Below are 19441 nucleotides of genomic sequence, written 5' to 3'. Positions count from 1 at the left end.
CAACCGACGGAACACTCACGGGCGCAAGGGTTTTCGCCCGTCGATTTGTCAGGCTGGACGGTATCTTCGCGCGCCTTTCCGTTGTTAGCGTGATCAAGTGACGATGCTCGTTTCGTGGTGCTTCCGGCGCGCCGGGATCGTCGTCGTGCTGTGGCTGGTAGCGCTCGGCGGGCTGGGGTTGGCCGCGCTGCACGAGGGCGCGGCTTTCCGCGACACGGTGGATCTGCCCGCCGCGGACAGCACGGCCGCGGCGAACCTGTTGCGCGGCACCGGAGCCGAAGAAAGCCTCGTCGCCCACTCACCGGACGGCCCGCTCGACACCGGCGTGGGCCGCGCCCGGCTCGACACGCTCGCGACGCGGCTGGCGGCGCTCCCGCACGTCGTGGCGGTGAGCCCGACGCCGGGCCGGATCTCCAGCGACCGGCACACAGCGGTGCTCACCGTCCGGTTCGACGCGCCGGCGGGCGACCTCGGGCAGGCGACGGCCGACGCGCTCGCGGCCGTCGTCCGCGACGCCGACGGCCTGACCGCCGGGGCGTCCGGCGAGCTCGCCGCGATGACGACGGCCGCGCCGAACCTGGGCAACGCCGCGATCGGCCTGCTCGCCGCCGCCCTCGTGCTGCTGGTCGCTTTCGGCTCGGTGGCCTGCGTGCTGCTGCCGATCCTCACCGCATTGGTTTCGGTGGGCTGCGCGCTCGCCGTCGTCACGCTGGTGTCGCACGTCATGACGATGCCGAAGATCAGCACCGAAATCGCCGCGTTGCTGGGTCTCGGCGTCGGCGTCGACTACGCGTTGTTCGTGCTGACCCGCTACCGGCAGGCCCGCCGGGACGGCGCGGAACCGGCGCCCGCGCTGGCCGCCGCGGCGGCGACGTCGGGCCGCAGTGTGGTCTTCGCCGGGGTGACCGTGTGCGTCTCGCTGGCCGGGCTGCTGACCGTCGGGCTGGCGTTCCTCGACGGGATCGCCGTCGCCGCCGCGGTTTCCGTGCTGCTGACCGCGGCGGCCGCGGTGACGCTGCTGCCCGCGCTGCTCCGGCCGGTCGCCCGCCGGATGCGCGTCCGGGCGGACGGGAGCGACGGCCGCTGGGCGCGGCTCGCCCGCTCGGTGACGGCGCGGCCGGGACCGTACACGCTCGCGGCGCTGGTCGTCGTGGCGGTGCTCGCGCTGCCGATGACCGGGTTGCAGCTCGGCGTGCCGGACGCCACCCAAGACCCGCCCGGCAGCGTCACCAAGACCGCCGCCGAACTGCTGGACGACGGGTTCGGCCCGGGAGCGGGTGTCCCGCTGCTGGTGGTGGGCACCGGCGACCCGTCGCTCGGCACGCTCCGCGAGGCGCTGCTGGCCAGGGCCGACGTCGGCCCGCCGACCCCGGTGCCCGGCGGCTGGCTGCTCACGGTGGTCCCGCGCACGGCGCCCGGCGACCCGGCGACCGACGAGCTGCTGACCTGGACCCGGGCGCTGGCGACGACGGTGGGTGGCCCGGACACGCACGTCGGCGGGCTGGTCGCGACCCGCGCCGACTTCTCGGCGGCGATCACCGAACGGCTGCCGCTGTTCCTCGCGGCGGTCGTCGGGATTTCGGTGCTGCTGCTGGCGTGGGTGTTCCGCAGCATGCTGATCCCGGTGACGGCGGCGGCGATGAACCTGCTGACGGCGGCCGCGACGACGGGTGCGGTGGTGTACGCGTTCGGCGCCCCGATCGAGCCGTACTTGCCGGTGTTCCTGTTCGCGGGGCTGTTCGGGCTGTCGATGGACTACGAGGTGTTCTTGATCGCCCGGATCCAGGAAGCATGGCGCCGCCACGGCGACACCCGGGCGGCGGTCATCGACGGCGTGGCGGCGACCGGCCGGACGATCACGGCGGCGGCGCTGATCATGGCGCTGGTGTTCGTGTCGTTCGCGTTCGTGGACGCGCGCGCGGTGCGCGAGGCCGGGGTGGGGTTGACGGTGGCGGTGCTCCTGGACGCGGTCGTGGTCCGGTGCGTGCTGGTGCCCGCGGTGATGGCCCGGCTGGGCGACGCGAACTGGTGGTTCCCCCGGCGGCGAGCGGTGCGGCGTGTCCGGCGCGAGGTGCAGTGGAGCAGGCGATGACCCGCCGGACCTCGACCCTCGTCATGATCGCGCTCGGCGCGTTCGTCACCACTCTCGACAACACCATCGTCGCGGCGGGCGCTCCTTCCATCGCCCGTGACCTCGCCCTCGATCTCGGCACCCTGCAGTGGGTCGCGCTCGGCTACATGCTGCCGTTCGCCGGATTACTGCTGGTCGCGGGCACCCTGATCGACCGGTGGGGCAGGCGGGCGACCCTCCTGGGCGGGCTGGCCGCGTTCGGCGCCGGGGCGGCCGCGGGCGGGTTCGCCGAAACCGCGTGGCTGCTCGTCGCCGCCCGGGTGGTCCAGGGCATGGCCGCCGCTTTCCTGGTGCCCGGCCTGCTGAGCATGCTGCGCACGAACCTCGACGCGCGCGGCCGGACCCTCGGCGCCGCGATCTGGACCGCGTGCCTCGCCGCCGCGCTCGCCCTCGGGCCGGCCGTCGGCGGCATCCTGTGCGCTTCCCTGGGCTGGAGCTGGATCTTCTTCGTCAACCTTCCGTTCGTCGCGGCGATGCTCGTCCTGCTGCCCGCCACCACCTCGCGCGGGCGCGACCCCGGCGGCCCGCGTCCGGCCACCGCCCCCATGGTCGTCGTGACGGCGAGCCTGGTCCTGCTCACCGCGGCCCTCGTCGAGCCGCGGGCCGCGACCACGTCGCCGCTGCTCGCCGCGGGTATCGCGCTCGGTGGGGCGTTCCTGCTCCGGGAGCGGCACGCGCGGACCCGCCTGGTCCCGCCGGAACTCACGAAGAACCGGGTGTTCGCCGGTTCGCTCGTCGTGCAATTGTTGTGGGGCCTGGGAGTTTCGGGCGTCTTCTTCTTCACGCCGTTGCTGCACCAGGAGTTCCTCGGGCTCGGCCCGGTCGGCGCCGCGTTGCCGTTGGTGCTGGTCGCCGTCGCGGTGGCGGCCGCGACGCCGCTCGTGCCGCGGGCCGTGGCCGCGTGGGGGCCGCACCGGACCGTCGGCGCGGGGCTGGCCGTGGTCGCCGCCGGGCTGTTCGCGCTGGCCGCGGTGAACCACGTCCCGGCGATCCTCCCGCGCACCCCGGGACTGGTGCTGATCGGCGCGGGGTCGGCGTTCACCGTCCCCCTGACGTCGCACGCCCTCGACGTCGTCGCCGAGCGGCATTCCGGGACGGCGTCGGGGCTGCTCACCGCGTCCCGCGAGCTGTCGAGCGCGCTGGGCGTCGCGCTGATCGGGGCCGTGCTGACGGCGGTGCGCTCGATGCGGCTCGACGCGGGCGCCCCGGCCGGGACGGCGCTCGCCGGGGGCTACACGGCCGGGTTGCTCGCCGCGGCCGGGCTGACGCTCGGCGGCGCGCTCCTGGCCGTGCGCGTGTTGCGGGCGCCGCCGTCCGAGACCTCGTCGCCGCGTGACAAACGCGCGGTGCCGTAATCCGTTTCCGCGTGAGCATGCGAGATCCCTTGATTGACAACCTTCCCCGGCCTGCTTTTCACTGCGCCGGTAAACGCTATCTGCGAGGAGCCATGGAAACCATTTCCGAGCCGCTTCCCGTCACCCGCGAAACCGAGTCGTTCGCGACGCTGCTGAGCCGCTGGGCGCGCGTCTTCGGCGACGAAGCCGCGGTGACCCACCTGGACCACCGGACCACCGCGGACGGCCGGGCGGACACGCTCACCTGGCGCGAGCTCGACGAGCGCGTCAGTGCGGTGGCCGCGCGGCTCACCGCGGTCGCCGAGCCGGGGGAGCGCGCCGCCGTCCTCGCCGGACAGTCGGCCGAGTACGTCGTCGCGTTCCTCGGGGCGATCCGCGCCGGGTTCGTCGCCGTGCCGCTGTTCCCGCCCGGCCTGCCCGGGCACGCGGGCCGGCTCGCCGCCGCCCTCGCCGACTGCGCCCCGCGCGTCGTGCTCACCATCGCCGCCGAGTTCGACGCGGTCCGGGACTTCACCGCCGCGCCGGCGGTCATCGCCGTGGACGCGCTGCCCGCGGCCGAGCCGCGCGAGTGGCCCGCGCCCGACCCCGACGCGCCCGCGTACCTGCAGTACACGTCGGGTTCCACGCGTTCGCCCGCCGGGGTCGTGCTGACCCACCGCAACGTGCTCGCCAACGCCCGCCAGGCGTGCACCGCCTACGGCGCCGAATCCCGGACGACGTCGACGGTCAGCTGGCTGCCGCTGTTCCACGACATGGGGCTGATCCTCGGCATCGGCGCGCCGATGGCGGCCGGGCTGGCTTCCGTGCTGATGGACCCGGTGGCGTTCCTCGAACAGCCCGCCCGGTGGCTGCGCGCGCTCTCGGCCAGCCCCGGCGCGATCAGCGCGGCCCCCAATTTCGCCTACGGCTACTGCGCTTCCCGCGTCACCGAGGCCGAGAAGGCCTACCTCGAGCTGAGTCGGGTCGTTTCGCTGATCAACGGCAGCGAGCCGGTGCTGCCCGCCACGATCGCGAAGTTCCAGGACGCGTTCGGTGCCTGCGGGTTGCGGCCGGAGGTCCACCGGTCGTCCTACGGCCTGGCCGAAGCTACGGTGCTCGTTTCGGTCACCGACGCCGGGAAACCGCCCCGGCAGGTCACATTCGACCGGGACCGGCTCGCCGCCGGATTCGCGGAGCCCGCCGCGTCGGGCACCACGCTCGTCTCGTGCGGCCGCCCGGCCGGGCAGCGTGTGCGGATCACCGACCCGGTGACCGGCGAAGCCGCCGCGCCCGGCGAAGTCGGCGAGATCCGGGTCAGCGGCCCGAACGTCGGCCGCGGCTACTGGGGACAGCCGTCGGCCGCGACGTTCAACCTGCCACCGCTCGACCCGGACACCGGCGAGGGCTGGCTCGCGACCGGTGACCTCGGCGTGGTCTTCGACGGCGAGCTGTTCGTCACCGGGCGGCTGAAGGACCTGGTCGTCGTCGACGGCCGCAACCACTACCCGCAGGACATCGAGCAGACCGTCGAGGAGCACCCGGGCGTGCGGCCGCACTCGGCCGCGGCGTTCGCGATCGACGGCGACGCCGGGGAAACCGCGGTCGTCGTGCTGGAACGCGCCAAGGACACCGACGTCGGCATCGCCGCGGTGACCGCCGCGGTGCGGGCGGCCGTGTCGGCGGGACACGGGTTGCGCCTGCACGACGTCGTCTTCCTCGAACCGGGCGAGGTCCCGCGCACGTCGAGCGGCAAGATCAGCCGCGCCCGGTGCCGCGAGTCCTATCTGGACGGTTCGCTGACCGCGCGGCGGCTCGCGTGAACGCGGCGGAGATCCGGGCCTGGCTCGTCGCGCGGGTCGGCGAGAGCGACCCGGACCGGCCGCTGCAGGAGCTGGGACTGTCCTCACGGGACGCGACGGTGCTCGCCGCCGACCTGGGCCGGTTCGTCGGCCGCTCGCTCCCGGTGACGCTGGTCTGGGAGTACCCGACGATCACCGCGCTCGCGGACCACCTGTCCACAGTGGAGTCCGGCGAGGTGGCGCCGCCGCCGGAGCCCGCGGCCGGGGAACCGATCGCGGTCGTCGGGCTCGGCTGCCGCCTGCCGGGCGGGATCGAGTCACCGGAGGCGTTCTGGCGGTTCCTCGCGTCCGGCGGGGATGCGATCGGCGACGTCCCCGAAGGCCGGTGGGAGACGTTCGCGCCCGCTGAAGCCCTGGCGGGCCTGCCGTCGAAGGGCGGGTTCCTCGGCGACGTCGCCGGGTTCGACGCCGCGTTCTTCGGCATCACGCCGCGCGAGGCCGAGGCGATGGACCCGCAGCAGCGGATCCTGCTCGAGGTGACGTGGGCGGCGCTGGAGCACGCCGGGATCCCGCCGTCGTCGCTGCGGGGCAGCCGGACCGGCGTGTTCGTCGGGCTGTCGGCGACCGAGTACGGCTCCCTGACGATGACCGACGTCGCGGGCGTCGACGTCTGGTCCGGCACGGGCGCGGCGGCGAGCATCGCCGCGAACCGGCTGTCGTACCTGCTCGACCTGCGCGGACCCAGCCTGACGCTCGACACGGCGTGCTCGTCTTCGCTGGTCGCGGTGCACCAGGCGGTGCAGAGCCTGCGGCGCGGGGAGAGCGCGCTCGCGCTGGCGGCCGGGGTGAACGTGCTGCTGTCGCCGGGCATCACGGCGGGCTTCCACCGCGCGGGCGTCCTGGCGGCGGACGGCCGCTGCAAGCCGTTCGCGGCGGCGGCCGACGGCATCGTCCGCGGCGAGGGGTGTGGAGTGGTGGTGCTGAAGCCGTTGCGGGTGGCGCGCCGCGACGGCGACCGGGTGCTGGCGCTGATCCGCGGCAGCGCGGTGAACTCCGATGGCCGCTCCAACGGCTTGACGGCCCCGAACCCGGCGGCCCAGGCGGCGTTGCTGCGCGACGCCTACGCGGCGTCCGGGGTCGAGCCGTCCACTGTGGATTATGTCGAGTCGCACGGGACAGGCACGCCCCTGGGTGACCCGTTGGAGGCGGGGGCGCTCGCGAACGTCCTAGGCGACCGCGAACCCGGACGGCCGCTGCTGCTGGGGTCGGTCAAGAGCAACGTGGGCCACCTCGAGGGCGCGGCCGGGATCACCGGGCTGCTCAAGGTGGTCTTGGCGATGACCCACCGGCGGCTGCCGCCGAGCCTCCACATCGGAGAGCCGAACCCGCACATCGACTTCACCGGGCTGCGGGTGGTGGCGGAGCCGACGGACTGGCCACGGTATTCGGGGACGGCGCGCGCGGGGGTCTCGGCGTTCGGATTCGGCGGGACGAACGCGCACGTGGTGCTGGAGGAGTGGCCCGCGGCTTCGTTCCCACCGCGGGCCGGCGAGTCGGCTCCGCAGGTGTTCGCGTTGTCGGCCCGGTCTTCGGAGGTGCTGGGGGAGCGGGCGGCGGAGCTGGCGGACTGGCTCGAGAAGGAGCCGACGCCGCTCGACGCGGTGGCGGCGACGCTGGCGCATCGGCGGGACCACCTGCCGGTGCGCGGGGCGGTGGTGGGCGAGAGCCGGGACGAGGTGGTCGCGGGTCTGCGCGAGCTGGCCGCCGGACGCGGTCTCGTCGGAGAGTCCCGTGAGAACTCCACCGATGGCGTCGTCTTCGTCTTCTCCGGTTACGGCTCGCACTGGCCCGGAATGGGCAGCGCCTTCCTTCGCTCCGAGCCCGCCTTCCGCGCCGAAGTCGATGCGCTCGATCCCGTCTTCCACGCCGGAACCGGGTTCACCCTGCGCGAAGCCCTCGAGCACGACTCGCCGGACCTCGCCACCACCCAGCTCGCCCTCTTCGGCACGCAACTCGCCCTCGCCGGGCTCTGGCGCGCCCACGGTGTCACCCCCGCCGCCGTGCTCGGGCACTCGATGGGCGAGGTCGCCGCCGCCGTTTTCGCCGGGGCCCTCGACGTCGCCGACGGGCTGAACGTCATGGCCACCCGCGCACGCCTGCTCGGCGAACTCGACCAGGGCGGCGAAGGCGCGATGGCCGTCGTCGAACTCTCCGCACACGAACTCGCCGAGTTCCCCGAAGTCACCGTCGCCGTGTACGCGTCACCTACCCAGTGCACAGTCAGCGGACCCGCCCGACACGTCGACGCCCTCGTCGAGCACGCCGAACGCCTCGGCAGACTCGCGCGGCGGCTGCCGGTCCGCGGGGCCGGGCACTCCGCCGCCGTCGACGCCGTCCTCGGCCGGTTCCGGGCCGAACTCGGCCACCTCACCCCGCGGAAGCTCGAAATCCCGTGCTACACCAGCGTTCTCGACGATCCGCGCGAGACGCCCGCCTTCGACGTCGAGTACTGGGCCGCCAACCTGCGCCGCCCGGTGCGGTTCAGCCAGGCCCTCGAAGCCGCGGCCGCGGACGGGCACGCCGTCTTCGCCGAAATCTCGCCGCACCCCGTCGCCCTCGCCGCGATCGAACAGACCACGGGCGCGCGGGCCCTCGCCCTGGCGTCCGGCAGCCGCAAAGTCGACGAGCGGACCGCCTTCCTGACCAGCCTCGCCCGGCTGCACGTCCGCGGCCACCGCGTCCTCACAGCTCGCCCGCAGACGCCGCCGGTCACCCTGCCCGGCCCCGTCTGGCGGCACGAACGCTTCTGGCCCCGGCCAGTTCAGCGAACCGGGGGTGCGCACCCGCTCCTGGGTGTCCACATCGAACAGCCGGGCGGCGGCACCCACCTGTGGCGCGCCGACGTCGGCACCGCGGCCCTGCCGTGGCTGGCCGACCACACCGTCCACGGCGAACCGGTGTTCCCGGCCACCGGATTCCTCGAACTGGCCCTCGCCACCGGCGGCGGGCACGTCCGCGACCTCGAACTGCGGGAGGTCCTGCCGCTCGCCGAGCACACCGAGGTGACGACCACGCTCACCGGCACCGAGCTGAGCGTCCACGCCAAAAACGGCGTGTGGGTCCGGCACGCCACCGCGCGGATCGGGTCCGGCGGCACGCCGTCGGCACCCTTCGGCGCGGCCACCGGCGAGCCGGTCGACCTCTACCGGGTGCTCGGCGAGCTGGGGCAGGACTACGGTCCGGCGTTCCGCGGTCTCCGGAACGTCGTCGCCGCGGACGGCCGCGCGTCGGCGACGATCGCCCTGCCCGGCGCCGACCACCCCGCCTACACCCTGTACCCGGCCCTCGCCGACGCATGCCTGCACGCGCTGGCCGCGGCCGTCGGGGAGGCGGACGCGCTCTACCTGCCGCTGACCGTGGGCGAAGTCGTCGTCGCCGGGGAGCCGCGTCGCGGCGTGCGCGTGGACGCCGTCCTCGGCTCGGTCGACGACTCCGGCGACGGCCTGCTCGGGAGCGTCCAGCTCGTCGACGCCGACGGTGCCGTCCTGGTCGAGTTCCGTGACGTCTACTGCCGCCGGTTCCGCGACGCGGCCGTCGAACGCCTGCTCTTCGAAGCCGCCTGGCAGCAGGCCGAACTGCCGCCCGCTGCCCGGCACGACGACCGCTGGATCGTGCTGGCCGACGAAGACCCCGGTCTCGACGCGGAAACCGTGCCCCTCGGCAACCCCGTCGCGAAGTCCCTGCGCGACGGGGAAACGACCGCGGTGCTCGCCCTGCTCGGCGGCCCGGCCGAACCTGACCCGGACCGGGCCGCGCGGCTGGTCGAGACGCTGTCCGGGGTGGTGGCCGAGCTGGCCGAACTGCCGGTGCCGCCGCGGTTGTGGCTGGTCACGGCGGGGGCGCAGAGCGTCGAGCCCGGCGAACGGGGTGACCCCGGCCTCGCCGCGTTGCGTGGCTTCGTGCGGGTGCTGGCGTTCGAACACCCGGAACTCCGCGTGAGCCTGGTCGACTTCGACGCCGGTCCGGACCCGGCGCGGCTGTGGACCGGGCAGCTGCGGGACGAGGTCCGCGCGGACGGCCCGGACGACGAAGTCGCCTGGCGCGAAGGCGTCCGGTACACCCGCGCGCTGGCGCGTCCGCGGCTCGGCGACCCGGTGCGCGAGCCGGTCCGCGACGGCGCGTACATCCTCACGGGAGGGCTCGGCGGCCTCGGGCGCGTCGCGGCGCGGTGGCTGGCGGAGCGGGGCGCGACGCGGCTGGTGCTGAACAGCCGCCGCGCCGCCGACCCGGGTGACCTGGGCGTCGAGGTCCGGGTGGTGCCGGGCGACATCGCCGACCCCGGGACGGCGGAAGCCCTGGTCGCGGCGGCTGTCGAAGGTGGCGTGCCGCTGCGCGGGGTGTTGCACGCGGCCGGGGTGCTGGCGGATGGGGCGGCGATCACGGTGGACGGTGAGTCGCTCGACGCGGTGTGGCGGCCGAAGGCGCTGGGCGCATGGCGACTGCACGAGGCAACGGCCGGGCACGACCTGGACTGGTGGCTGGTGTATTCATCGGCGGCGGCGCTGTTCGGCTCACCGGGGCAGGCGGCGTACGCGACGGCGAACGCGTGGACCGACGCATTGGTGGCATGGCGCCGAGCCCAGGGCCTCCCGGCAGCGACGATCGCGTGGGGTGCCTGGGGTGAGGCGGGCGCCGTAGCCGACGCGGCTTCGACCCGGGACCGTAGTTCGGCGGCCGAGGTCGGCGGTGGCGCGGGCGTGTCGGCGGGGTCGGGCAGTTCCGAGCGGGCTGCGGTCGGCGGCGCTGATCCGTCGGCCGGGTCGCGCAGCCCGGTGCGGGCCACCGGCAGCACGGCCGCATCGCGCAACCCCGTGCTCGACCCCCTCGGCACCGAGGAAGCCCTCGCTGCCTTGGAAGCCGTCCTGGCCCGCGACCGCGCGGCGACCGGCGTAGCCCGCGTCAACGCCGAGACCGTCCTTGACCTCTTCCCTCGCCTGGCCGAGCGGCCGTTCTTCACCCTCTTCGCCCCGCGGACCGAACCCTCCACTTGGGACGGCATGGCGGCATTGCGCACCAGCTCCCCAGAGACCGCCCGCGCCGCGATCACCGACCACCTGGCCGGGCTCGTCGCCGGGCTGCTGGGCTACGCCGAGGTCGACCGGAACGTCCCGCTCACCCACCTCGGCCTCGACTCGCTCTCGGCGATGCGGGCCCGTGGCGCGGTCGAACGCGATTTCGGGCTGCCGCTCCCGATCCCGCTGCTCTTGCGCGGCGCCACCCTGACCGAACTCGCCGCCCACCTCGCCGAGGAAGCCGGGTTCGGCAGCTCCGAGATAGCCGTCCGCGCCGCGACCGGCCCCCGCGATCCCGCCGAGCGCTGGGTCGCCCGCCACTGGCAAGCCGAGCTGGGCGGCGCGGAACCCGGCGTGCACGACGACTTCTTCGCGGCGGGCGGCGACCCCGAACGCGCGCGGCGACTCCGTGCGGTGTTCGCCGAACAGCTCGGCGGCGTGCCGCCACTCGACGAACTTTTCGCCACACCGACCGTCGCGGCGATGGCCGACCTGCTCCGCGCGGAGCTGGAAGGCCACGGCGGCGGGCCCGTCCGGCTGCTGCGCGACGGCGTCGCCGAACCGCTGTTCCTCTTCCACCCGGCGGGCGGCCCGACCAGCGTCTACCGCGAACTCGTCCGGCTCCTGCCGGAAGGCCAGCCGGTGTACGGGTTCGAACGCATCGACGACGAGGACACCGTCGAGGCCAAGGCCGCGTGCTACGCGGAACTCGTCCGCGAAATCCAGCCGCACGGTCCGTACCGGCTCGGCGGCTGGTCGTTCGGCGGCTGCCTGGCCTACGAGACCGCCCGGCGGCTGGGCGAACCCGTCGAGCTGGTGTTCCTGATCGACTCCATCCTGCCGCTGCCCGCGCCCGGGAAACCGGTGGAAGAGCTGCTGCTGGAGCGGTTCGACCGGTTCGCCGAGCACGTCTCGCGGACGTACGGCGTGCCGTTCGAGGTGCCGCGGGCGGAGCTCGCCGGGCTGAACGAGCACGGGCAGATCCGGTGGGTCGTGGACCGGCTCGCCGAACGCGTGCCGGACATGGGCCAGGGCGTCCTGCGCCACCAGTACGAGTCCTATGTGGACGCGCGGGTCGCCGAGCGGTACACGCCGGAGCCTTACGGCGGACGCGTGCTGCTGTTGCGGGCCAAGGATCCGCACCCGCTGACGACCGCCCTCGACCCGCGCTACCTGCGCACCGACGACGCGCTGGGCTGGGACGAGTACTGCGAGGGGCTCGAGGTGGTGCGGGTGCCGGGCGACCACGTGTCGATGATCGACCCGCCGCACGTGGCGGTGCTCGCGGACGCCTTGGCCGCGCGCCTCGCCTCGCCCGTGGGGAAGGGGACCCGATGACGCTCGAAGACCTGACCCCGACCACGGCCTTCCGGATCGCCGACCTCGCGGCTCGCCAGGACGAGGTCGTGCGGATCGCCGAAAAGCGGGCCGTCGACCGGCAGCACGCCAAGGGCAAGCTCACCGCGCGCGAACGGATCGGGCTGCTGCTCGACCCCGGGTCCTTCGTGGAGCTCGACCAGTTCGCCCGGCACCGGTGCGCCGAGTTCGGGATGGACGCCAACCGGCCGTGGGGCGACGGCGTCGTCACCGGGCACGGCACCGTCGACGGGCGGCAGGTCTGCGTCTTCTCCCAGGACTTCAGCGTCTTCGGCGGCAGCATGGGCGAGGTCTCCGGCGAGAAGGTCCTCAAGGTGATGGACCTGGCCATGACCATCGGCTGCCCGGTCGTCGGGATCAACGACTCCGGCGGCGCCCGCATCCAGGAAGGCGTCGTCTCGCTCGCCTACTACGCCGAGCTCGGGCGCCGCAACGCGCACGCCTCCGGGGTCGTCCCGCAGATCTCGATGATCATGGGGCCGTGCGCGGGTGGTGCCGTCTACGCGCCCGCGATCACCGACTTCACCGTGATGGTCGACCGGACGTCGCACATGTTCGTGACCGGCCCGGACGTCGTGCACGCCGTCACCGGGGAGCGGGTCACCGCGCAGGAGCTCGGCGGCGCCGCCGTGCAGAGCGAGGTCGCCGGCAACGCCCACCACCGGGCGGCCGACGAGGAGGACGCCATCGAGTGGGTGCAGACCCTGCTCGGCTACCTGCCTTCGAACAACCTCGACCCCGCCCCGGAGTACGCCGACGACACCAGCCCGGTCGTCACCCCGGCCGACCTCGAGCTGGACCGGCTCGTGCCCGACTCGCCGCACCGGACCTACGACATGACCGAGCTGATCGCCCGGCTGGTCGACGACGGCGAGTTCACCGAGGTGCACAGCGCTTTCGCGCCCAACATGTTCTGCGCGTTCGGCCGGGTGCAGGGCCGCTCGGTCGGCGTCGTGGCGAACCAGCCGCGGCACCAGGCCGGCGTGATCGACATCGACGCGTCCGAAAAGGCCGCGCGGTTCGTGCGCTTCTGCGACGCCTTCGGCATCCCGCTGCTCACCCTCGCCGACGTCCCCGGCTACCTGCCCGGCACCGCCCAGGAACGCGGCGGCATCATCCGCCGCGGCGCCAAGCTGATCTACGCCTACGCCGAGGCGACCGTGCCGAAGGTGACCGTGGTGGTGCGCAAGGCCTACGGCGGCGGTTACGCGGTGATGGGATCCAAGCACCTCGGCGCCGACGTCACCATGGCCTGGCCCACCGCGGAGATCGCCGTGATGGGCGCGGAGGGCGCGGTCCGGGTGCTCTACCGGCGCGAGCTGGCCGAGCTGCCGCCCGAAGACCGGGAGGCCGCCCGCCGCCGGCTCACCGAGGAGTACCGCGACCGCCACACCGGGCCGTACCAGGCCGCCGAACGCGGCTACGTCGACCAGGTCGTCACGCCGTCACAGACGCGGCTGCAGGTGGCGCGGGCCCTGCGGACGCTGCGCACCAAGCGCCAGACCCTGCCGGCCAAGAAGCACGGGAACATCCCCCTGTAAGGAGTCGCTGTGCACCGGATCGCCCTGCTGGCGTTGTCCGTCGTGGTCCTGCTCACCGGCGCCGTACCGGTCGCCCAGGCGAGCCCGGCCGTGGCCGACGACGGCGCGAAGGTCGTCGAGGAAACCTGGCTCGACGCGCGGACCGTCGACCTGAAGATCAGCTCGCCCGCCCTGGGCACCACCGGCATGGTCCGGCTGATCGTGCCCTCGGGCTGGGCGGCCCAGCCGAGCCGGACCTGGCCGGTGCTGTTCCTGCTGCACGGCTGCTGCGAGCCGGTCGACTACCGGTCCTGGGACCAGTTCACCGACGTGAAGGCGTTCACCGCGACCAAGGACGTCCTCGTCGTGATGCCGACCGACGGGCCGGCCGGGATGTACACGAAGTGGTGGAACTTCGGGCTGTCGAACACCCCGGACTGGGACACCTTCCACACCGCCGAAGTGCGCCAGATCGTCGAACGCGGCTACCGCGGCGGGACGCGCCGCGCGGTCGCCGGGCTGTCGATCGGCGGTTACGGCGCCATGGCGTACGCGTTCCAGCACCAGGGGATGTTCGCCGCCGCCGCGTCCTACAGCGGCGTGCCGAACACGCTCTTCCCCGGCATCCCGGTGTGGATCATCGGCATCCTGGCCCGCGCCGGGATCTTCAACTACCTGCAGCTGTGGGGCGACTCGTTCGGGATGCGGCCGCTGTGGTCCGCGCGCAACCCCTACGACCACGTCGCCGACCTTCGCGGCACGGCGCTCTACGTCTCCTGCGGCAACGGGCAGACCGGGCCGCTCGACCCGCCCGGGCAGGCCGACGTGCTGGAGCCGTCGGCGCTGCTGTCTTCGCAGAGCTTCACCGACCGGCTGCGTCAAGCCGGGATCCCGGTGACCGTCGACTACTACGGGCCGGGCACGCACAGCTGGCCGTACTGGCAGCGGGCCCTGCACGGCTCGTGGCCGGTGCTGGCGGGCGGCCTCGGCCTGCCCGCCTGAACGGATTCCCTTTCCCCGATGGAGGTTGTGGTGAAGTCTGTCCACTTGCGACGGATCTGTTCGGCGATCGCCGGCGTCTCACTGGCGGCGCTGGGAGTGGTCGCCGCGAGCCCACCGGCGGGTGCGACGGCGGCCCCGCTGCTGCCCGGGCCGTTCGACGACTCGTTCTACACGCCGCCGTCGCCGCTGCCCGCCGGGAAACCCGGCGACGTCCTGCGCTGGCGGCCCTCGGTACCGCTGATGAACGTCGCCAACGCCGACGCGTGGCAGGTCATGTACCTCTCGACCAACGCGCTGGGCCGCCCGGACGCGGTGACCGGGACCATCCTGGTGCCGAAGGGCAAGGACCCGGCCACGGCCCCGATCGTCGGGTACGCCGTCGGCACGCAGGGCCCGGCGTTCAAGTGCACGGCGTCCAAGGCGATGGAACGCGGCACCCTTTACGACCAGCCCGCCATCAACGACTCGCTGTCCAGCGGTTACGCGGTCGCGGTCACCGACTACGAGGGCTATTCGCCGACGACGGTGCCGACCTACATCACCGGGCAGTCGATGGGCCCGGCCGTGATCGACTCGGTGCGCGCGGCGCAGAACCTGCCCTCGGCGCGGCTGTCGAAGTCGGCGAAGGTGATCTTCCAGGGCTACTCGCAGGGCGGCGGCGGCTCGATGTGGGCGGGGGAGAAGCAGCCCACTTACGCGCCCGAGCTGAACGTGGTCGGCGTCGTCGCGGGGGGCGTCCCGGCCGACCTGACGGAAGTCGCGAAAGGACTCGACGGCTACATCGGCTTCGGCTTCCTGGCGTTCGCCGCGGTCGGCCTCGACGCCGCCTACCCGGACCTGCAGCTGGATTCGTTCCTCAACGACACCGGCCGCCAGCAGCTGGCCGACGCCAAGAAGAACGCCTGCGTCGCGGAGCTGCTGCTGAACTACTCGTTCAAGAAGATCAGCGACTACACGACGTCCAACCCGTTGAACACGCCGCAGTGGCAGGCGCGGCTCGCGCAGAACAAGCTGGGCGCGAGCCCGCCGCGGGTGCCGGTGTTCCAGTACCACGCGGGCACCGACGAGATCGTCAACACCCCGCAGGCGGAGGCGCTGCACCGGACGTACTGCGCGGCCGGAGTCCGGGAGCAGTGGCAGACCTACATCTCCGACCACGCCACCGGAATCCTCGCCGGGAACGCCGACGCGCACCAGTGGATCGTCAAGCGCTTCTCCGGCGCCCCCGCCCCCACGAACTGCTGACAACGCGGGGTCAGACCTTGCTCGCGGCGAACGCGGCCGCGTCGGCAGCGTTCGCCCCGTAGCTCAGGTGTGCCAGGACGTTGGCGCCACCGGCCTGGCACACCGGGTCGCCGTTCGCGCAGTAGTCCTTCGTGCGGCTCTGGTACGGGCCGGTGATCTCGCGGCCGATCGACCGGATCGGGTTGCCGAACACCAGGATCGCGGCGATGCGCGGGGCCAGCTCCGCCGGGATCGTCTTCACGATCGCGCCGCCGACCGGCGAGCCCGCGCTGCTGATGCCGATCGAGTTGTCGACGACGTTGGCGCCCTGGGAGTAGCCGACCAGGACGAACCGCTGCTGCGGGCACGCGGCGGCCTGCGCGGTCACGTGGTCGACGAGGTCGGCGTTGCCCTTCTGCACCGACGTCGGCTGGCCGAGGTCGGCCGGGTAGTTCACCCGGTAGCTGCTCAGCGACCGCGGCCGCAGCGCGTTCTGCACGGCCTGGTAGACGGGGTCGCCGACGATGACGCCCAGCGTGCCGGGTTCGAAGGTGCCGCGGGCGACCGGCACGTCGATGTCGGTGCAGGGCGCGGCGGACGCCGCCGGCGCGGTGGCGACGGCGAGCCCGGCGGCGGCGATGCCGACCGCGAAAGCGGCGGAAAGCGGACGGGGAACACGACTCATGGCTGATCACACCCATCGGGCCGGGGACGGATTTCCCGCAAACGCTTTCCCGGAACGGGAATTCGGGCGGGTGATCGCAGCTTGCAGCGGCCGCCGGAATCCGGCAAGAGGGGTTTCCGGGAATTGTCGCGCCGGTGACAATCAGTCCGATGTGGACGCTCAGGTGGCGCACCGGCCCGCCGGGCGCGCGCCGTCGACGTGGTCCAGCAGCGCCGGATCGAGCCCGCGCACGGCGGCCATGACGAACCCGGTGGCCAGCTCGCCCGCGGCGATCGGGTCGAGGCCGGGGGAGTGGGACACGTGCATGGCGGCCCGCCCGACGAGGCCCACCATCATCGCGGCGAGCAGGTCCGCCCCTGGCCCCGGCGTGCGGCCGTGGGCGAGCAGGTGTTCGCGGATCCGGCCGACGACGTGCGTGGTGATCGTGTCGGCGAGCGCGCGGCGTTCGCCCGACATCTCGTCGACGGCCGAGTCGAACAGCATCCGGAAACTGTCCGGGTGAGCGCCGGCGTAGCTGAACATGGCCATCACGGAAAGCCGGACGCGGTCTTCCAACGGCCGCGTGGCCGCCGTTTCGTAAGCGGCGATCACCCAGTCCCGCAGGGCGGCGACCTCGCGGGTCACGGTGGCGCGGAAGAGGGCCGCCTTGTCGCCGAAGTGGGCGTAGAGCGTCGGTTTGGTGGAGTCGGCGCGGGCGGCGATCAGGTCCATCGTGGCCTGGGCGTAGCCGCGTTCGGCGAACACGGCGCGGGCGGCGTCGAGCAGCTCGTCGTCGCTGGGCCGGGCGGCCGGGCTGCGGCGCGTGCTGGATCGATCAGGGGAAGTCCGCCCGCTCATGGAGGTGTACTGTACGGTCCCCCTGCTTTACTGTCCGGTAAAGCAGGCGGGATCCCCGCTCCGGCGCCGTTTTCCCCGGTGGAGGAACCAGGTGAGTGCTCGGCAGCACGTCCCGGTCGCCCGGCTCCCGGGCGAGGAGGTGCCCCGGCGGGCGGACCTGGCCGCGCTCATGCGGCCCGCCCTGCCCGCGCTGGTGGACGGGATCGTGCGGGAGGTGTGGCGCGCGGTCCCGGTCTACGCCCGGCCCGGCTCGTACGGCCGCGTGACCCGCGACGGCGTCGAGTGCGCCGTCGCGTTGTTCGTGGATCTGGTCGAGGATCCGCTGGCGCCGCGGGACGAGCTGTACGAGACGTGCCGCCGGCTCGGTGCCGGCGAGGCGCACGAAGGTCGCAGCCTCGACGACCTGCAGGCGGCCTACCGCGTCGACACCCGGGTGGGCTGGCGCTGGATCATGCGGCTGGGGCGGCGGCACCGGCTGTCGTCGCCGGTGATGGCGTGGCTGGCCGAGCTGCTGTTCGGCTACGCGGACGAGCTGGCCCGGATGTCGATCCGCGGACACCGGGAGGTGCTCGCGGAGCTCGACGGCACCCGCGCCGGGCTCCGGCGGCGCTTGCTGCGCCTGGTGACCAGACCGGGCGCGCTCCCGCCGGACGCGCTGGCCGACCTCGCCGCGGCGGCGGGCTGGCCGGTGCCCGCCGAAGTCGTGGCGGTCGCCGCCGAAGAACCGGTGCGGACGCCGTGGGGGCCCGAGGCGCTCGCCGACCTCGAGGCACCGCAGCCGTTCCTGCTGCTGCCCGCGTCGGTGGACGAGTGCGACCTCGCCGGGCTCGGCACGCGCGTGGCGGTCGGCCCACCGGCGGAACCCGGCGCGGCGGCGCATTCCCTGCGCTGGGCTCGGACGGCGCTGCGGCTGGTGGCGGACGGCGCGCTGCCGGACGCGCCGGTGACGTGGTGCGTCGAGCACCTGACGACGTTGTGGCTGCTGGGCGACATCCCGTTGGTGGCCGAGGTCGCCCGGCGGGAACTGGCTCCGCTGGCCCGGTTCCCGGACCGGACGCGCCACCGGCTCGGCGAGACGTTGCTGTCCTGGCTGCAGAACGGCGGCAACTCCGAGAAGATCGCGGTGGACCTGTCGGTGCACCCGCAGACGGTCCGCTACCGCGTGCGGCAGCTGAAGCAGGCCTTCGGCGAGCGCCTGGAGGACCCGGACGCGCGGTTCGCCATGCAGGCGGCGTTGCGCGCGTCCGGGCTCCGGTCCCGCGGTGCTTAGCCCTTCACGAGCGCGGCGACGGCGTCGGCGAGCGGGGTCGTCGGGCGGTCGATGAGCTCGCGCAGGTCGCCGGACGTCGAAGCCAGCTCGCCGTCCCGGATGCCGCGGTCGGCGTCGGCGAGCATGGCCGCGATCGGCCCGGGCAGGCCCGCGTCGACCAGCAGCTGCCGGTGCTGCTCGCCGGGCAGGTCCTGGTAGCTCACCGGCTTGCCGGTGGCGGCGGCGATCGCGGCGGCGAGGTCGGCGTAGCTCCACGGCTCGTCGCCCGCCAGCTCGTACGCCTTCCCCTCGTGGCCTTCGCCGGTGAGGACCGCGACGGCGGCTTCCGCGTAGTCGATCCTCGGCACGCCGCCGAGACGTCCTTCGCCCGCGCTGCCCGCGAAGGAGCCCGTGGCGAGCGCCTGGGCGACCGTCTGGGCGTAGTTCTCGGTGTACCAGCCGTTGCGCAGGAACGTGAACGGCACGCCCGACTCGCGGATGACCTGCTCGGTGGCCTGGTGGTCGTGTCCGCGCCCAGGATGCTCGTGTTGACGAGGTGGCCGACGCCCGCCTCCCGCGCGGCCTCGACGACCGCGGAGTGCTGGGCGAGCCGCTGCCCGGGGGTGCTGCTCGAGATCAGCAGGACCTTGTCGGCGCCGCCGAGCGCGGGGGCGAGCGTCGCCGGGTCGTCGTAGTCGGCGGTTCGGACGTGGAGACCGCGGGCGGAGAACCCGTGGATCGCGCACGGCGGCGACGACTTCGGCGGGCGGCACCTTCTTCAACAGGCTCACGTCCCGGGCGACGCTCGAGCACATCACGGGCCGCCGGGGGATCCTGGCGATGGTCGCCCTGCACGACGGCACGCTGCGGTTCAACGCGCTGCGCCGCCGGGTCTCGGAGGTCAGCGAGAAGATGCTGGTCCAGACGCTGCAGGCGCTGGAACGCGACGGTTTCGTGCACCGCGAGGCCCAGCCGACGATCCCGCCGAAGGTCGAGTACAGCTTGACCCCGCGCGGCCGCCGGACGGCGCCGCTGTTGCTGGCGTTGATCCAGGACGTCGAGGCTCAGATGCCCGAGGTGATGGAAGCCGACGCGGCGTATGACGCCGCCAAGGGCTGATCTGCGTGTGCTGAAGGGGACTTTGGTCGCATCAGATGCGCTGAAAGTCCCCTTCAGTGCGTCGCGGTGGCTGCCGGAACAGGTTCTCGTCC

General features: G+C 73.7%; 12 protein-coding genes and 1 pseudogene. 9 read left to right on the top strand and 4 right to left on the bottom strand.

The window, feature by feature from the left end; all coding sequences use genetic code 11:
• The first annotated feature begins 103 nt into the window (after positions 1 to 103).
• The 7 genes from QP939_RS44095 to QP939_RS44065 all read left to right on the top strand — a co-directional run bounded on the left by QP939_RS44095 (position 104) and on the right by QP939_RS44065 (position 15480).
• The gene (locus tag QP939_RS44095; RefSeq protein ID WP_285459986.1) at positions 104 to 2092 is read left to right on the top strand and encodes an MMPL family transporter; all 1989 of its coding nucleotides are present in this window, start codon (positions 104 to 106) and stop codon (positions 2090 to 2092) included.
• On the top strand, positions 2089 to 3486 hold the full coding sequence (locus tag QP939_RS44090; RefSeq protein ID WP_285452783.1) for an MFS transporter: 1398 nt from the start codon (positions 2089 to 2091) through the stop codon (positions 3484 to 3486). The genes QP939_RS44095 and QP939_RS44090 overlap by 4 nt, the downstream gene beginning before the upstream one ends.
• Before the next feature lie 92 nt (positions 3487 to 3578).
• A complete protein-coding gene (locus QP939_RS44085; RefSeq protein WP_285452782.1) occupies positions 3579 to 5285 on the top strand; it encodes a fatty acyl-AMP ligase in 1707 nt (568 codons plus the stop codon).
• On the top strand, positions 5282 to 11674 hold the full coding sequence (locus QP939_RS44080; RefSeq protein WP_285452781.1) for a type I polyketide synthase: 6393 nt from the start codon (positions 5282 to 5284) through the stop codon (positions 11672 to 11674). Before QP939_RS44085 ends, QP939_RS44080 begins: the two co-directional genes overlap by 4 nt.
• A complete protein-coding gene (locus QP939_RS44075) occupies positions 11671 to 13254 on the top strand; it encodes an acyl-CoA carboxylase subunit beta (RefSeq protein WP_285452780.1) in 1584 nt (527 codons plus the stop codon). The genes QP939_RS44080 and QP939_RS44075 overlap by 4 nt, the downstream gene beginning before the upstream one ends.
• 9 nt (positions 13255 to 13263) lie before the next feature.
• Positions 13264 to 14235, top strand: coding sequence for an alpha/beta hydrolase (locus tag QP939_RS44070; protein ID WP_285452779.1), 972 nt, complete (start codon positions 13264 to 13266; stop codon positions 14233 to 14235).
• A 30-nt stretch (positions 14236 to 14265) separates the two neighbouring features.
• Positions 14266 to 15480: a lipase family protein gene (locus QP939_RS44065; protein WP_285452778.1), complete on the top strand. Its 1215-nt coding sequence runs from the start codon at positions 14266 to 14268 to the stop codon at positions 15478 to 15480.
• Positions 15481 to 15490: 10 nt separating this feature from the next.
• Here QP939_RS44065 and QP939_RS44060 read toward each other — a convergent pair whose 3' ends face one another.
• Both QP939_RS44060 and QP939_RS44055 read right to left on the bottom strand, forming a co-directional pair.
• Positions 15491 to 16144 carry a cutinase family protein gene (locus QP939_RS44060; protein WP_285452777.1) on the bottom strand — a complete coding sequence of 218 codons (654 nt, stop codon included), beginning with the start codon at positions 16142 to 16144 and terminating at the stop codon, positions 15491 to 15493.
• A gap of 159 nt (positions 16145 to 16303) precedes the next feature.
• Positions 16304 to 16981, bottom strand: coding sequence for a TetR/AcrR family transcriptional regulator (locus QP939_RS44055; RefSeq protein WP_285452776.1), 678 nt, complete (start codon positions 16979 to 16981; stop codon positions 16304 to 16306).
• Between the two features lie 91 nt (positions 16982 to 17072).
• Here QP939_RS44055 and QP939_RS44050 point away from each other — a divergent pair, with 91 nt between their 5' ends.
• Complete coding sequence (locus QP939_RS44050; protein ID WP_285452775.1) at positions 17073 to 18251, top strand: PucR family transcriptional regulator; 1179 nt, start codon at positions 17073 to 17075, stop codon at positions 18249 to 18251.
• On the opposite strand, the gene QP939_RS44045 is transcribed toward QP939_RS44050, so the two are convergent.
• A complete protein-coding gene (locus QP939_RS44045; RefSeq protein ID WP_285452774.1) occupies positions 18248 to 18715 on the bottom strand; it encodes a Rossmann-fold NAD(P)-binding domain-containing protein in 468 nt (155 codons plus the stop codon). The genes QP939_RS44050 and QP939_RS44045 overlap by 4 nt on opposite strands.
• 83 nt (positions 18716 to 18798) lie before the next feature.
• Positions 18799 to 18969: pseudogene (locus QP939_RS44040) on the bottom strand (KR domain-containing protein); the annotation flags it as partial.
• A 74-nt stretch (positions 18970 to 19043) separates the two neighbouring features.
• On the opposite strand from QP939_RS44040, the gene QP939_RS44035 reads away from it, so the two are divergent.
• Positions 19044 to 19349 (top strand): winged helix-turn-helix transcriptional regulator, encoded by a 306-nt coding sequence (locus QP939_RS44035; RefSeq protein ID WP_285459985.1) that lies wholly within the window; start codon positions 19044 to 19046, stop codon positions 19347 to 19349.
• Positions 19350 to 19441 lie beyond the last annotated feature (92 nt).

The sequence above is a fragment of the Amycolatopsis nalaikhensis genome (assembly GCF_030264295.1).
Taxonomy (GTDB): domain Bacteria; phylum Actinomycetota; class Actinomycetes; order Mycobacteriales; family Pseudonocardiaceae; genus Amycolatopsis; species Amycolatopsis nalaikhensis.
Note: the sequence above shows the minus strand (reverse complement) of the source record. Positions and strands in the feature narration are given on the sequence as shown.